Annotated in this window: 12 protein-coding genes and 2 pseudogenes; 6 read left to right on the top strand and 8 right to left on the bottom strand. The window is 70.3% G+C overall.

The window, feature by feature from the left end; translation table 11 throughout:
* Window positions 1-48: 48 nt before the first annotated feature.
* Window positions 49-447: an OB-fold nucleic acid binding domain-containing protein gene (locus tag ACFY6U_RS04580; protein WP_293992734.1), complete on the top strand. Its 399-nt coding sequence runs from the start codon at window positions 49-51 to the stop codon at window positions 445-447.
* Window positions 448-450: 3 nt separating this feature from the next.
* Complete coding sequence (locus tag ACFY6U_RS04575; protein ID WP_390035038.1) at window positions 451-1,218, top strand: DUF3159 domain-containing protein; 768 nt, start codon at window positions 451-453, stop codon at window positions 1,216-1,218.
* Between the two features lie 60 nt (window positions 1,219-1,278).
* Here ACFY6U_RS04575 and ACFY6U_RS04570 read toward each other — a convergent pair whose 3' ends face one another.
* Together ACFY6U_RS04570 and ACFY6U_RS04565 are read right to left on the bottom strand one after the other, a co-directional pair.
* A complete protein-coding gene (locus ACFY6U_RS04570; protein ID WP_351491936.1) occupies window positions 1,279-1,950 on the bottom strand; it encodes a TrkA family potassium uptake protein in 672 nt (223 codons plus the stop codon).
* Complete coding sequence (locus tag ACFY6U_RS04565; RefSeq protein WP_089104280.1) at window positions 1,950-2,621, bottom strand: TrkA family potassium uptake protein; 672 nt, start codon at window positions 2,619-2,621, stop codon at window positions 1,950-1,952. Before ACFY6U_RS04565 ends, ACFY6U_RS04570 begins: the two co-directional genes overlap by 1 nt.
* Before the next feature lie 363 nt (window positions 2,622-2,984).
* Here ACFY6U_RS04565 and ACFY6U_RS04560 point away from each other — a divergent pair, with 363 nt between their 5' ends.
* The 3 genes from ACFY6U_RS04560 to ACFY6U_RS04550 all read left to right on the top strand — a co-directional run bounded on the left by ACFY6U_RS04560 (window position 2,985) and on the right by ACFY6U_RS04550 (window position 9,189).
* A complete protein-coding gene (locus ACFY6U_RS04560; protein WP_390035037.1) occupies window positions 2,985-5,030 on the top strand; it encodes an APC family permease in 2,046 nt (681 codons plus the stop codon).
* Window positions 5,031-5,127: 97 nt separating this feature from the next.
* Complete coding sequence (locus ACFY6U_RS04555) at window positions 5,128-6,456, top strand: class I SAM-dependent RNA methyltransferase (protein WP_390035036.1); 1,329 nt, start codon at window positions 5,128-5,130, stop codon at window positions 6,454-6,456.
* A gap of 864 nt (window positions 6,457-7,320) precedes the next feature.
* Window positions 7,321-9,189 carry a potassium transporter Kup gene (locus tag ACFY6U_RS04550; RefSeq protein WP_390035035.1) on the top strand — a complete coding sequence of 623 codons (1,869 nt, stop codon included), beginning with the start codon at window positions 7,321-7,323 and terminating at the stop codon, window positions 9,187-9,189.
* A gap of 72 nt (window positions 9,190-9,261) precedes the next feature.
* Here ACFY6U_RS04550 and ACFY6U_RS04545 read toward each other — a convergent pair whose 3' ends face one another.
* The 6 genes and pseudogenes from ACFY6U_RS04545 to ACFY6U_RS04520 all read right to left on the bottom strand — a co-directional run.
* Window positions 9,262-9,543: a hypothetical protein gene (locus ACFY6U_RS04545; RefSeq protein WP_390035034.1), complete on the bottom strand. Its 282-nt coding sequence runs from the start codon at window positions 9,541-9,543 to the stop codon at window positions 9,262-9,264.
* A gap of 32 nt (window positions 9,544-9,575) precedes the next feature.
* Window positions 9,576-10,073: a GbsR/MarR family transcriptional regulator gene (locus tag ACFY6U_RS04540; protein ID WP_390035033.1), complete on the bottom strand. Its 498-nt coding sequence runs from the start codon at window positions 10,071-10,073 to the stop codon at window positions 9,576-9,578.
* Window positions 10,074-10,179: 106 nt separating this feature from the next.
* The gene (locus ACFY6U_RS04535; protein ID WP_390035032.1) at window positions 10,180-10,698 is read right to left on the bottom strand and encodes a hypothetical protein; all 519 of its coding nucleotides are present in this window, start codon (window positions 10,696-10,698) and stop codon (window positions 10,180-10,182) included.
* A 52-nt stretch (window positions 10,699-10,750) separates the two neighbouring features.
* Window positions 10,751-11,026 (bottom strand): annotated as a pseudogene (locus ACFY6U_RS04530) (hypothetical protein); the annotation flags it as partial.
* 347 nt (window positions 11,027-11,373) lie between these two features.
* Window positions 11,374-12,183 carry an SDR family NAD(P)-dependent oxidoreductase gene (locus ACFY6U_RS04525; RefSeq protein WP_390035031.1) on the bottom strand — a complete coding sequence of 270 codons (810 nt, stop codon included), beginning with the start codon at window positions 12,181-12,183 and terminating at the stop codon, window positions 11,374-11,376.
* A gap of 376 nt (window positions 12,184-12,559) precedes the next feature.
* A pseudogene (locus ACFY6U_RS04520) lies at window positions 12,560-13,012 on the bottom strand (potassium-transporting ATPase subunit B); the annotation flags it as partial.
* Between the two features lie 726 nt (window positions 13,013-13,738).
* On the opposite strand from ACFY6U_RS04520, the gene ACFY6U_RS04515 reads away from it, so the two are divergent.
* Window positions 13,739-15,151, top strand: coding sequence for a hypothetical protein (locus ACFY6U_RS04515; protein WP_390035030.1), 1,413 nt, complete (start codon window positions 13,739-13,741; stop codon window positions 15,149-15,151).
* Window positions 15,152-15,161 lie beyond the last annotated feature (10 nt).

Genomic DNA, 15,161 nt, shown 5'->3' with positions numbered 1-15,161 from the left:
AGTGAGCTGGACTACGGCGGTGTCGGTGTGCCCCGGTACGCTTCAGACATGAGTGCTGTTCCTCGTTCCGAGAAGCCGGCCGGCCGGTTCCGGCGCATGCTCGACCGGCTCTCCTCGTCCCAGGAGGACCTGGAGTCGGAGGAGCTGCGCGAGGACGCCGACACCGCGGGCTGCACCCGGATCGGCGACTGCCACGACCGGCAGATCGTCACGGTAACTGGTACCTTGCGCACGGTCACCCTGCGGCCGCGCGCCGGAGTCCCGGCCCTGGAGGCCGAGCTGTTCGACGGCTCCGCCGCGCTGGACGTGGTGTGGCTCGGCAGGCGTTCCATCGTCGGCATAGAACCGGGACGCAGGCTCATCGCATCGGGCCGGATCTCGCTGAGCCGGGGCCGCCGGGTGCTGTTCAATCCCAAGTACGAACTGAGACCCCTCGGTAGGGAGTAGCCGGTGACGTCGCTCGACAAGCCGACCGAAGACACACAGGCGGAGGACGCCCGGGCGGAAGACGCGCGGGCGGTGACCGAGGCCGCGCTCTTCGAGGCGTTCGGCGGTGTCCGGGGCATGGTCGAGACGGTCCTGCCCGGCCTGCTCTTCGTCACGATCTTCACCATCAACAAGGACCTGCACTGGTCGGCGATCGCCGCGCTGGCGGTCTCCGTGGTGCTGGTCGTGGTCCGCCTCGCCATGCGGGACACCGTCAAGCACGCCTTCAGCGGGGTCTTCGGCGTCGCCTTCGGCGTCGTCTTCGCGATGATGACCGGCAACGCCAAGGACTTCTACCTCCCCGGCATGCTCTACACGCTGGGCCTGGCGCTGGCCTACATCGTCACGACCCTGTGCGGGGTCCCGCTGATCGGCCTGATCCTCGGCCCGGTCTTCAAGGAGAACCTCTCCTGGCGCACCCGCAACCCCGGCCGCAAGAAGGCGTACGCCAAGGCCAGCTGGGCGTGGGGTCTGATCCTGCTCGCCAAGTGCGCGATCCTCTTCCCGCTCTACTGGTGGGCCAACACCGCCCAGCTCGGCTGGGTGCTCGTCGCCCTGAAGATCCCGCCCTTCCTGCTCGCGGTCTGGCTCACCTGGGTCTTCCTGGCGAAGGCGCCGGCGCCGATCGACGTGTTCGCGGAGATGGAGGCGGCCGAGAAGGCCGAGGAAGAGCGCAAGGCGGCGCTGGCCGCGGAGAGCGCTGACGCCTCCGGCGGCCGCCACCGCAAGTAGTCCGGTCACGGGAGAAGGGCGCCCTCCGCAGCGGAGGGCGCCCTTCTCCCGTGCGTGTCGTCAGCTGTCTTCGCGCCGTACCGACAGCAGGTCCTCCAGCTGCTCCTCGCGGGCCTGGGCCGCCACGAACAGCAGCTCGTCGCCCGCTTCCAGGGAGTCCTCCTTGGACGGGGTGAGAACCCGGGTGCCGCGGATGATCGTGACCAGCGAGGTGTCCTCGGGCCACTCCACGTCGCCGACCTGGGTGCCGGCCAGGGCCGACTCCTCGGGCAGCGTCAGCTCCACCAGGTTCGCGTCGCCGTGGCTGAAGCGCAGCAGGCGGACCAGGTCGCCGACCGACACCGCCTCCTCCACCAGGGCCGACATCAGGCGCGGGGTGGAGACGGCGACGTCCACGCCCCAGGCCTCGTTGAACAGCCACTCGTTCTTGGGGTTGTTGACCCGGGCGACGACACGCGGAACGCCGTACTCCGTCTTCGCGAGCAGCGAGACGACCAGGTTCACCTTGTCGTCGCCGGTCGCGGCGATCACGACGTTGCAGCGCTGCAGCGCCGCCTCGTCGAGGGAGGTGATCTCACAGGCGTCGGCCAGGAGCCACTCCGCCTGGGGGACCCGTTCCACCGAGATGGCGGTCGGGGCCTTGTCGATCAGCAGGACCTCGTGGCCGTTCTCCAGCAGCTCGCCCGCGATGGAGCGGCCGACGGCACCGGCCCCGGCAATGGCGACCCTCATCAGTGACCGCCCTCCTCTTCCGGACCCCCGGCGAAGGCGGCCTCGACCTTGTCGACGTCGTCCGTCCGCATCATCACGTGCACCAGGTCGCCCTCCTGCAGGACCGTCTGCGAGGTGGGCAGCATCGCCTCGCCGAGCCGGGTCAGGAACGCGACCCGGACCCCGGTCTCCTCCTGGAGCTTGCTGATCTTGTGGCCGACCCACTTCGGGGAGGCGTGCACCTCGGCGAGCTGGACCCCGCCGGTGGGGTCGCGCCACAGCGGCTCGGCGCCCGAGGGCAGCAGCCGGCGCAGCATCTGGTCGGCGGTCCAGCGGACCGTGGCCACGGTCGGGATGCCGAGGCGCTGGTAGACCTCGGCACGCCGGGGGTCGTAGATCCGGGCGGCCACGTTCTCCACGCCGAACATCTCGCGGGCGACCCGCGCGGAGATGATGTTCGAGTTGTCACCGCTGGAGACGGCGGCGAAGGCGCCGGCCTCCTCGATGCCCGCCTCGCGCAGGGTGTCCTGGTCGAAGCCGACTCCGGTGACCCGGCGGCCGCCGAAGCCCGGGCCCAGCCTGCGGAAGGCGGTGGGGTCCTGGTCGATCACGGCGACCGTGTGCCCCTGTTGCTCCAGGGTCTGGGCGAGAGCGGAACCCACTCTGCCGCAGCCCATGATGACGATGTGCACGACCGTCCTTCCGGTGTTCAAAAGTTACTGCTCAGCCCCATCAGGTTCTCAGACCGAGGCCCAAGCTACACACGCACCGACCCGGGCGGGCACCCCTGTGCCGCGCTCATCGCCGAGTGATGCTGCGCACGCTCCACGCGGTGAGGATTCCGAGGCCGACGAGGGCGGCCGTGGCGCCGATCAGCTCTGCGGTCGCGGGCATGGGACCTCCGAAGTGCGAAGACAGGCGGGATCTGCCATCTAGGCACGGATCGGGCGTAAGCCGCGGAATCCGCAGTTCCAGCCGTCACCTTTTTCACTCGGGAGGCAGATCCCGCACTGCGGCTGGAGACCTGGCAGGTGGAAGGCCTACGATCCTCTCTCGTGTCCAAACTGACCGACGTGCCCAAACGGATCCTGATCGGGCGCGCTCTGCGCAGTGACCGGCTGGGCGAAACGCTCCTGCCGAAGCGCATCGCACTCCCCGTCTTCGCTTCCGACCCGCTGTCCTCCGTCGCCTACGCGCCGGGGGAGGTCCTGCTGGTCCTGTCCATCGCGGGCGTGTCGGCGTACCACTTCAGCCCCTGGATCGCGGTCGCGGTCGTCGTGCTGATGTTCACGGTGGTCGCCTCATACCGGCAGAACGTGCACGCCTACCCGAGCGGCGGCGGCGACTACGAGGTCGCCACCACGAACCTCGGCTCCAAGGCGGGCCTCACCGTCGCGAGCGCGCTGCTCGTCGACTACGTCCTGACCGTCGCCGTCTCCATCGCCTCCGGCATCGAGAACCTCGGCTCCGCGGTCCCCTTCGTGGTCGAGCACAAGGTGCTCTGCGCGGTCACCGTGATCGTGCTGCTGACGCTGATGAACCTGCGCGGTGTGAAGGAGTCCGGCAAGCTCTTCGCGATCCCGACGTACGTGTTCGTCGGCGGCGTCTTCATCATGATCGCGTGGGGTGCGTTCAGGGGCCTGGTCCTCGGGGACACGATGCGCGCCCCGACCGCCGGTTACCACATCAAGGCCGAGCACCAGGGCCTGGCCGGCTTCGCCCTGGTCTTCCTCCTCCTGCGGGCCTTCTCCTCCGGCTGTGCCGCGCTCACCGGCGTCGAGGCCATCTCCAACGGCGTCCCGGCCTTCCGCAAGCCGAAGTCGAAGAACGCGGCGACCACGCTGGCCATGATGGGCCTGCTGGCCGTCACCATGTTCTGCGGCATCATCGCGCTCGCCGCGGTCACCAAGGTCCGCATGGCAGAGAACCCGGCCACCGACCTGATCCGGGGCGGCGTCCCGATCGGCTCCGGCTACGTCCAGAACCCGGTGATCTCCCAGGTCGCCGAGGCCGTCTTCGGCAAGGGCAGCTTCCTGTTCATCGTGCTCGCCGCCGCCACCGCCCTCGTCCTCTTCCTGGCCGCGAACACCGCGTACAACGGCTTCCCCCTCCTCGGCTCGATCCTCGCCCAGGACCGCTACCTGCCGCGCCAGCTGCACACCCGCGGCGACCGCCTCGCCTTCTCCAACGGCATCGTGCTGCTCGCCGGCGCGGCCGCCCTGCTCACGGTGATCTACGGCGCCGACTCGACCCGCCTGATCCAGCTGTACATCGTCGGCGTGTTCGTCTCCTTCACGCTCAGCCAGACCGGCATGGTCCGGCACTGGAACCGCCACCTGGCGGTGGAGAAGGACCCGGCCAAGCGCAGCCACATGATCCGCTCCCGCGCGATCAACGCGTTCGGCGCCTTCTTCACCGGCCTGGTGCTGGTCGTCGTCCTGGTCACGAAGTTCACCCACGGCGCCTGGGTGGCGCTGCTCGGCATGTGCATCTTCTACGCCACGATGACCGCGATCCGTAAGCACTACGACCGCGTCTCCGAGGAGATCTCGGCCCCCGAGGAGCCCGACGACGACCTGGTACGGCCGTCCCGCGTGCACTCCGTCGTACTGATCTCCAAGATCCACCGCCCCACCCTGCGCGCCCTGGCCTACGCCAAGCTGATGCGCTCGGACACCCTGGAGGCGCTCACCGTCAACGTCGACCCGGCCGAGACGAAGGCGCTGCGCGAGGAGTGGGAGCGGCGGGGCATAGACGTACCCCTGAAGGTCCTCGACTCGCCGTACCGCGAGATCACCCGGCCGATCATCGAGTACGTCAAGGGCCTGCGCGCCCAGTCCCCGCGGGACGCGGTCTCCGTGATCATCCCGGAGTACGTCGTCGGCCGCTGGTACGAGCACATCCTGCACAACCAGAGCGCGCTGCGGCTCAAGGGCCGGCTGCTGTTCACGCCCGGCGTGATGGTGACCTCCGTGCCCTACCAGCTGGCGTCCTCCGAGGCGGCCAAGATCCGGGCCCGCAAGCGCCAGGAGTGGAACGCACCGGGTGCGGTACGGCGCGGTCCGGCCGAGCACCGGCCCAAGGAGCACAGCGGGGGCTGAGCGGGGCGGGGAGGGCCGGCGACCCCGTAGACTGGTGGGCTGTCGTCGGCCCTCGCCCGGGCCGTTTCCCTCCCCCTTGATCTGGAGTCACCCCGCCATGCAGGCAGAACCGAAGAAATCGCTGGTGGGGACGGAGTACGAGGTCGAGGTCGGCCCGGTCGCGCACGGCGGGCACTGCATCGCCAGGACCGCCGAGGGCCAGGTGCTGTTCGTCCGGCACGCGCTGCCCGGCGAGCGGGTCGTGGCCAAGGTGACCGAGGGCGAGGAGGGTGCCCGCTTCCTGCGCGCCGACGCGGTCGAGATCCTCGACGCGTCCAAGGACCGGGTCGAGGCCCCCTGCCCCTACGCCGGCCCCGGCCGCTGCGGCGGCTGCGACTGGCAGCACGCCAAGCCGGGCGCCCAGCGCCGGCTCAAGGGCGAGGTGATCGCCGAACAGCTGCGCCGGCTGGCCGGCCTCACCCCCGAGGACGTCGGCTGGGACGGCACGGTCATGCCCGCCGAGGGCGACAAGCTCCCCGCGGGCGAGGTGCCGCAGTGGCGGACCCGGGTGCAGTACGCCGTCGACGCCGACGGCAACGCGGGACTGCGCCGGCACCGCTCGCACGAGGTGGAGCCGATCGAGCACTGCATGATCGCGGCGCCGGGCGTCAGCGAGCTGGGCATCGAGGAGCGCGACTGGTCGGGCATGGTCTCGATCGACGCGATCGCCGCGACGGGCTCCCAGGACCGCATGGTCATCCTGGAGCCGCGCCCGGGCGCCCGTCTGCCCCTCGTCGAACTCGACCGGCCCGTCTCGGTCATGCGGGTCGACGAGCACGACGGCGGCATCCACCGCGTCCACGGCCGCGCCTTCGTCCGCGAACGCGCCGACGGCCGTACCCACCGGGTCGGCAGCGGCGGCTTCTGGCAGGTCCACCCGAAGGCCGCGGACACCCTGGTCACGGCGGTCATGCAGGGCCTCCTCCCGCGCAAGGGCGAGATGGCGCTGGACCTCTACTGCGGCGTCGGACTCTTCGCCGGCGCCCTCGCCGACCGCCTCGGCGAGAAGGGCGCGGTCCTCGGCATCGAGTCCGGCAAGCGCGCGGTCGAGGACGCCCGCCACAACCTCGCGGACTTCCCGCGCGTCCGCGTCGAACAGGGCAAGGTCGAGTCCGTCCTCCCGCGCACGGGCATCACCGAGGTCGACCTCATCGTCCTCGACCCGCCCCGCGCGGGCGCGGGCCGCAGGACGGTGGAGCACCTGTCGTCACTGGGCGCCCGCAGGATCGCGTACGTGGCCTGCGACCCGGCGGCACTCGCCCGCGACCTGGCGTACTTCCGGGACGGGGGTTACCGGGTGCGGACGCTGCGGGCGTTCGACCTGTTTCCGATGACGCATCATGTGGAGTGCGTGGCGATTCTTGAGCCGGTCGGGAAGGGCGCCTGACCTGCGGGCTTGGATGGTGCGCGGTGTGGGCGTCACGGGCGATGTCTTGACCCTGAAATGACGCTCTCCGGGGTATCTTGACACTCATTCGACACTCGTTCTGATGGCCTGTCAGGCGAATTGAGGTGCTGCTCAGGCCGCTTGTAGCGGCCAAGAGTGGACGTGGTTCCCCTGGGCAAAGGGGCCGCGAGTCGTCCTGGCTGAGTGCGAAGAGACCTTCTTGAAGTTGTCTTCCCGAGGGCGCTGGTCGGCGGTGGTAGGGCGCACTCGCCTCTGGCCGGCACGGATGACCCCTTCCGTGTCTTTCGGGGGCATGCGTGCGTCGCGCAGTCGATCCTTCCCCAGGCGCTCCCGAGCGCCGCTCATACTCCCGGGGTTCCCCAGGAGCAGTTCGGCGGCGCGGAGGTGGGGAACGCTGCTGCGGTGCTCGCGAAGCAGAGGGCCCTGTTGGCACTCCGTTGCCGGCACCGCTGTGGTCCCCGGCCGTTCCGTGGGCGGCGGGTCGCTTTGCTGCAGATTCGGGTTCCGGCGCATCGTGAATCCCGCAACCTGTCGGACCAGCCCAACGCCGCCGAACATCCACCAGCACTTCTTGGCTTCGGAGGCAGTACCTGAGGGTCGCTCACCCCTACCGCTCGTGGACCTCTGCGCCGTGCCGGGTCGGGAACCGGCATGCGGGGTGTGCTGCCGAGAGGCGATCAACGGACCTGTATCGTCCCGCACGACACGCCCGGTAACCGGCCTGCGCCGCGGAGGATCGACATGACCAGCCATCGGAACCCGGCCGGCTCGGACGAAGGATCATCAACGGGGCTGTCAGGGCCCCATGCTCCGGATGCGCGGGCCGCAGTCCGCCTCTCGCTGATGGTCGGGGCGCTCGGTGTGGTGTTCGGCGACATCGGGACCAGCCCGATCTACACCCTCCAGACGGTGTTCAACCCGGGCGACCCGCACCCCGTCCCGGTCAGCACCCAGAACGTGTACGGGGTGGTGTCCCTGGTGTTCTGGTCGGTGATGATCATCGTCACGGTCACCTATGTGCTGCTCGCGATGCGCGCCGACAACGACGGCGAGGGCGGCATCATGGCGCTGATCACCCTGCTGCGCCGGTGGAGCGGACAGCGTGGGGCGCGGGCCGCCGGCATCCTGGCGGCCCTGGGCATCTTCGGCGCGTCCCTGTTCTTCGGCGACAGCATGATCACACCGGCGATCTCCGTGCTGTCCGCGGTGGAGGGACTGAAGGTCGTCCAACCGTCGCTGGGCGAGGCGGTCGTACCGATCACCGCGGTGATCATCGTGGTGCTGTTCCTGGTGCAACGGAGAGGAACCGCGGCGGTGGGCCGGGTGTTCGGGCCGATCATGATCGCCTGGTTCCTGGCCATCGGCGCCTGCGGCGTCATCGGCATCACCGACCATCCGGAGATCCTCAAGGCACTGTCGCCGACCTATGCGGCGGGCTTTCTGTTCGGCCACTTCGGCACCGCCTTCTTCGCCCTGGCCGCGGTCGTGCTCGCGGTCACCGGAGCCGAGGCGCTCTACGCCGACATGGGGCACTTCGGACGCCGTCCGATCACGCGCTCCTGGCTGTTCCTCGTCTTCCCGGCGTGCGTCCTCAGCTACCTCGGCCAGGGCGCGCTGATCCTCGCCGACCCGCACAACATCAGCAGCCCGTTCTTCCTGCTCGTGCCGGGCTGGGGACGCTGGCCGATGGTCCTGCTGGCCACGGCCGCCACGGTGATCGCCTCCCAGGCGGTGATCACCGGCGCGTACTCGGTGACCTCCCAGGCGGCACAGCTGGGCTACCTGCCGAGGCTGCGGATCGCGCACACCTCCGAGTCCACCGTGGGCCAGATCTACGTCCCCTGGATCAACTGGCTGCTGATGGTCTCGGTCCTCACCCTCGTCTTCGCGTTCCGCAGTTCCGCGGCGCTGGCCTTCGCCTTCGGCATGGCGGTCACCGGCACCATCACCATCACGACCCTGCTGTTCTTCTACATCGCCCGCGCCAAGTGGGGCACCCCGCGCTGGCTGATCGGGGTCGGCGCGGCGCTGCTGCTGACGGTGGACCTGCTGTTCGTCGCCGCCAACCTGACCAAGCTGGTCCACGGCGCGTGGCTGCCGCTGCTGATCGGCCTCACCGTGTTCACCGTCATGACGACCTGGCAGCGCGGCCGCGAGCTCGTCACCGCCGAACGGGCACGGCGCGAGGGCCCGCTGGATGAGTTCATCGAGGAACTCCGTGCCAAGGAGGCGACGACGCTCCGCGTGCCCGGCACGGCCGTCTTCCTCAACCGGGGCAAGGAGACCGCGCCCTTGGCGATGCGGGCCAACCTCGAACACAACCACGTACGGCACGACCAGGTCGTGATCCTGGCCATCACGACCGAACCCGTTCCCCGCGTTCCGGCCGACCAGCGGATCACCGTCGACGGCCTCGGCTACGCCGACGACGGGATCGTCCACGTCACCGCCCACGTCGGTTACATGGAGACACCGGACGTGCCCGGCATCCTGGCGGCGCTGGACCCGGCCTCGACCGAGGGGCCGCTGCAACTCGACGAGGCGTCCTACTTCCTGTCCACGATCGAGCTCCGCCGTGGAGCGGCGCCGACGATGGCGCCCTGGCGCAAGCGCCTGTTCATCGCCACGTCCTACATCACGGCCGATGCCGCCGAGTACTTCGGCCTGCCCCGCGACCGGACGGTCATCATGGGCTCGCACATCGAGGTGTAGACGAGCGCCGGGGGGCTGCGGCGATGCTCGCCACCGCCGTCATCGCCGCGCGCTGAAGCAGTCGGACTCGGCTCATTCGTCCATGAGTTCGCCGAGCACCTCGGCGGCGGTGGTGTTGCCCTGGTCCGCCAGACGTCGCAGTTCGACGAGGTCGCCCTGTTCGGCGGCAAGTTCGATGAGCTGGTCTGTCGCGGTGGAGTTGCCGGTCTCCGCGAGACGCCGCAGTTCCTCCATGTCGCCTTGTTCCGCAGCCAGTTCGATCAACTCGTCGGCGGCGTCCGCGTCTCCGCGATCGACGCGTTCGCGCAGGGCGGCCACATCGGACTGGTAGGACGGGTCTGACCCGGTCGTCATGGGACTCTCCGTGCCGTCGGTGTTGTGAGGGGCTATGAGCCGGAAGGCGGCAGCTTCCCGGAGGCGCGTAGGCCCTCGCGGTGTGCGTGCCACTCGTCCCGCAGTGCGGGCAGGCGCTCGGCGAGGAACTCCGCCAGCGCGACCATCTCTTCGAGCGGGGCCCGGCGCGCCGGCGCTGCGTCGGTGAGCAGGCCCAGGCCCTCCCGGAACAGTGCCGCGTGCTCCAGGTGGAGGGTTGCGTCGAAGTTCTGCGGCTGTCGGCCGGTCGGGTTCAGGCTCACCCGGTCCATCCGTTCGCCGGCCGACCTGGTGCGTCGTGCCAGGTCGTGGCTCTCCAGCAGCTTGACCGCACCCGTGATCGCGCTTCTGCTCGCCAGCAGTGCGTCGCTCAGCTCGTCGATCGTCTGCTGGGCCGGATCGCAGACGAGCAGATATCCGAGCAGACGTCCGGCCATGGGCGGGAAAGCGTAGTGGCGAGAGTAGAAGCGGCCGACATGGTCGGCGAAGATCAGCTGGGCGTCCTGCGGCACATCGGCAATCTAGCATCTATCACTGAGATGACATTTATTTCTGTCATCTAAGAGGTACTGGCGGTGGGCAGGGCGCACAGGAGATGAGCGAGGGTGCTCTCTGCGGTCAGGAAAGTCCCGATGCCCGAAGCACCGCTTGGACCGTCTCGTCGTCGATGCGATGCCCCAGTCGCTCCATGACGTCCGCTCCCAGGCGCAGCGTTCCGCGGTCCAGGGAGTGCCGGACGCCCGTGTCGAGTTCGTGCCAGAGCAAGGGGCTGGCCGCGAGGATCCGGGGATCGAGTTCCAGCCGGTTGCCGAAGGTGTCGCGGAGGACCAGGTGGGAGGAGACGCCGTCGTACTGTCGTACGGCCGTCAGTGCGTCGGTGTGGACGATGCGCCGGCGCCAGGGAGTGCGGACCGCGAGCCAGCCCGGGCCCGCGCTCACCCGTGGCGGCAGCAGGAGGGCGCACACGGCGGCCGACAAGGTGAACCAGAGCAGGGCGCGGAGGGGCGTCAGGCTTCCCGCGTCCCAGTCGACCAGGAAGGCCATGGCGCAGAAAACCAGGGCGCAGCCCACCGCGAGGCGGGCGCTGCCGCGCCAGTGGCGGTCGCCGGCCGGGGCCGCCGGTCCGCTCCGTTCCATGTCCCCGACGCTAGGCGGCCAACGGCCGCCGGCTGCCGTCGCTGATGGGGTCCTAACGCCGTGCGGGCGAATCTTGACGGGATTCTGACGCGGTCGCTGGAGCTCGGCCAGTGTGCACACGCGGGCGGCGTGCAGGGTCCGGGTCCGCCTCGCGCAGCACTTCACGGGTGACGGGGGCGACCTCGCCCTGGCCGAAGAGGAAGAAGCGCACGAAGTTGGCGAACGGGGTGCCCTCGGTCCGTTCGAAGTAGATGTGGGGGATGCGGCCGGTCTCGTCGCGGACGTGGAGCAGGAGTGCGGCGAGGGTGTTGGGGATGGAGGCCGACTCGGCTCCGTTGAGAGCGGCCGGACACGTGCGCCATTTCCTGCCTGCCGGCGGCCGAGCCGGGGGCCCTTCGGGAGGGTTCCGCCCGTGGTCCGCGCCGGCATGCCTGCTTGATCGGCTGGAAGCGTCTTCTGGCACCGGGTTGACGCGGGGCGGCGTTCCACGGGGAGCGGCACGAGTGGGGCGGGCGACCGAGGGTTCGCTGGTCCTCGTCGCCCGCCCCTGTGGCGTATGGCGTCGATCAGTTCTGACCGGCCTTGCGGCCGTGGTTGGCCTTCTTCTTCCGGCGAGCCTTCTTCTTGCGGGCGCGCTTGGACACGTACGTCAACTCCTCTGCCGGTAGCGGGCCTTCAAGCGCTGCGGCCGACCAGCAGGTCCGCCAGCTTGTTCAGGCGCTTGACGGTGCGGTCCTCCGTCGCCGCCGGAGCCGGTTCGACGCGTACGTCCAGGTCGTAGTAGGCGCCGTTGACGATCTCGACGGCCGGGTCACAGAGCCGGACCACGTGCGCGGCGCCCTCGGCGGGGGAGCTGCCCTCGTGGGCGTACAGGGGGAGCAGCGTGGTGTCGCAGACGCCGGGGTGTACGGAGACCGCGGTGACGCGCGGGTCGGCGGCGAACACGGTGAGGGCCAGCTGGGACTGGGCGTACGCGGCCAGCCGGGAGTAGCCGCGCGAGCGGTTGGGGTCGGACCACTGGATGGAGGCCGTGCGGTGCAGGGCCGACGAGACGTTGACGACGCGGCCGCCCGGGTCGCTCGTCAGGGCCGGCTCCAGCAGGCAGGTCAGCAGGTAGTGGGCGAGGAAGTTGACCTGGAAGGCGATCTCGTTGCCGTCCGCGGTGACGGTGTGCCGCTCGGGCGCGGCGATGCCCGCGTTGTTGACCAGGACGTCCAGGTGCGGGCGGGCGGAGACGACAGCGCGGGCGAGCGCTTCGACCTCGTCGAGGTGGGAGAAGTCCGCGCCGTACGGATGCAGTTGGGCGCTCTGGACGCCTGCCGTGGCGACCAGGCGGGCCGTGGCCGCCTGTGCCTCCTCGGTGGTACGGCCGTGCACCAGCACGGTGGCACCGCGCTCGGCGAGCTGGCGCGCGGTCTCGTAGCCGATGCCGGAGGCGGCGCCGGTGACCAGGACGGTACGAGAGGAAAGGGTGGAGTCGGACATGATCCAATCCGGAGGATGCGGGCACGTAGGGCGGCCCGGCGACGGGGCGGCGGTGGACGTGCGGTGATGGGATGAGACGGGGCGCCGTGTCGTGGCACGGCGCCCCTGCGGTCACGGAAAGCGCGTCAGAGGGACGCGGGCGTTTCCGGGTTGCGCGGCGCACGACGGGGCGGCCGAGCGAAGCGAGATGGGGGTCCCCCCGGCCGAAGGCTGGGGGAGGGGCTCGGCGGCCGGTCGAAGAGGAGCCAGGCGCTGTTCACATCGTCCATGGAAGCCGTGCCGCACGCCCCGGGCAAGCCTGAGTCGCCTTCTCTGACGGGGCTCTGACGTGCGCATACGGGTCCCTGACGGGGAATCCGGGCGGCAGGGGCGCGGTTCAGCCGAGGCCGGGTATCCCCGAGATCAGCAGGTCGATCAGCTTGATGCCGACGAAGGGCAGCACCAGGCCGCCGAGACCGTAGACGAGCAGGTTGCGGCGCAGCAGGTCATGGGCGGAGGCGGGGGTGTAGCGCACGCCGCGCAGGGCGAGGGGGATCAGGGCGACGATGATCAGCGCGTTGAAGATGATCGCGGACGTGATGGCGGAGGTGGGGCTGTGCAGGCCCATGACGTTCAGGGACTCCAGCCCCGGGTACGAGCCCGCGAACATCGCCGGGATGATCGCGAAGTACTTCGCGACGTCGTTCGTGATGGAGAACGTCGTCAACGCGCCCCGGGTGGTGAGGAGTTGCTTGCCGATCTCGACGATCTCGATGAGCTTGGTCGGGTTGGAGTCGAGGTCGACCATGTTGCCGGCCTCCTTGGCGGCCGACGTACCCGTGTTCATCGCCCGCGGCGTCGGGCCCCTCCTCCCGGTGCGGGTCCGGTGGTGCGCTGAGGGCGGGACGGCGGGGCCTGCTCGGGCGCGGCGGGATGCATGAGACCTTCGTGGTTCGGCGCGGCATGCGTCAGGGCATGCCGACGGACTGGTCGGGGGACTGATCGGTGGACGGAAGAGCCGGGTCCGTGCGGTGCCGGGGCCCCGGCACCGCACGGACGTGCGGACGTCGGCGCGGGAAGACGACGGGACGCCACACGCTGGTGCCTGTCTTCGGGACACACACCAGGCCGCCGCGAGCCGCGCCCGGATTGAGGACTCCGGAGCCGGTGAGGCCGTTGACGCACCGGCCTCGGCGGCGGACCACAGGAACCTATCCGCGAACGGAGGCGGAACAACCCTGTTCAGCGCGGAATTTGCGGCTTTCATACGGGTCCGGCCCGAGCGCCGTCAAGGTCCCGTCAAACCGACCTGGCGCGCCGTCAGAAGGCCGTCAACGCCGACCGTCCACGGCCGGATCCGGTCGCAGACTGAGCGTCAACGGGGGACGGGCGACCGTCCGTAGCGTGACGGGGAGGGACCGTGACCATCACGGCCGGTACATCGCACAGACCTCAGCCGGAGGTCGGCGAGCAGCTGCCGCAACCGGCGGTCACCCCGCCCGGAGGCAGCCCCGGACCGCGGCGGGGAGGGGTGTCGCGGCCGGGCGGTCCTGGGCGCCCCCCGAGGCAGCAGGCCGTGGCCGCGCGGGCCGCTCTGCGCCGCCGTTACTGGGCATCCGTGCCCGCGCGGCTGCGCCTTCTGCGCGCGGCCACGGCCCTGCTCGCCGGCACACTCGCCGTGCTGCTGCTGGTGGCCGGGCTCACCGCCCTGGGCACGTGGAGCAGCGTCGCCGGCCACGACGCGCCCCGCACCACCAGCGCGGCCGATCTCGACCTGGCCCTGAACGACATGGACGCCCAGGCCGCCAACATCCTGCTGTCCAACGGAGACGCGGGACAGGGCCGCCTGCGGACGCCGTACGAAAAGGCGGTCGGACACTACGACGACGCCCGGCGCGAGATCGGGCACGATCTGAGCACCCTTGCCGTCGCCGCGCAGGGCAGCCGGGCCGACGAGAAGACGGTGGAGTCACTGACCGACGGCTTCGCCGAGTACCAGGAGCTGATCGGCAGGGCCCTGGAGAACGACGGCCACCAGGGCGGCAGGTCAGGCGCCCTGACCGACTACCGCCGCGCCACCGATCTGCTGCGCACACAACTCCTGCCCGCCGCAAGCAGGCTGCTGGCCTCGAACAACGCGGCCTTCGACACCGAGTACTCCGCGGCCCGCTCCGGCTTGCGCACCCAGCTCGCCCTCGTCCTCGTCCTCGGCGTGCTGCTGCTGGCCGTGCTCGGCGTCCTCCAGTGGTACCTGGCCCGCCGCTTCCAGCGCACCCTGAACCCAGCGGTGCTGGCCGCCACCGTCTGCACGCTGCTCGCGGTGCTCCTCGGGGCGCAGATGCTGTCCGCCTCCGCGGAACAGCTGCGGGTGGCCCGGCGCGACGCCTTCGACTCCGTCGTCGCCCTCTCCACCGCCCGCGCCATCGCCTACGACGCCAACGCCGACGAGAGCCGCTATCTGCTCGATCCGCAGCGCCGCGAGCAGTACGCCGACTCCTTCCTCGCCAAGTCCCAGCAGCTGTACGGCCTGAAGGGCGCCACGCTGGCCACGTACGACTCGGAACTGGCCACCACCTGGCAGGCGTACGAGACCGACCACCACGACCTGCGCTTCACCGGCGACTTCCGCCGCGAGCTGGACAACATCACCTTCCCCGGCGAACGGGCCGCGGCGGAGAAGACGGTCCAGACGTACGCCGTCTACCAGCGGGACGACCGCAAGATCCGCGCACTGCTCGCCGCCGGGAAGGAACAGGAGGCGGTGGAGTTCTGCATGGGGTGGGAGCCGGGCACGTCCAACGCGCACTTCGGGGCGTGGATGTCCGCGCTGGACAAGGTGGCGGACATCAACCGCGCCCACTTCACGTCGTCGGTCGAGGAGGGCCGGTCGGAGGTGGACGGCCTGTTGCCGTGGGCGTGCGGGCTGCTGTGCGCGGCGATCGTCCTGGCCGCGCTGGGGCTACGGCCCCGACTGGCGGAGTTCCGCTGAAACCTGCCCA

Origin of the sequence: Streptomyces sp. NPDC013157 (assembly GCF_042899865.1) — a bacterium.
Taxonomy (GTDB): domain Bacteria; phylum Actinomycetota; class Actinomycetes; order Streptomycetales; family Streptomycetaceae; genus Streptomyces.
This window is presented reverse-complemented; position numbering and strand designations above follow the sequence as displayed.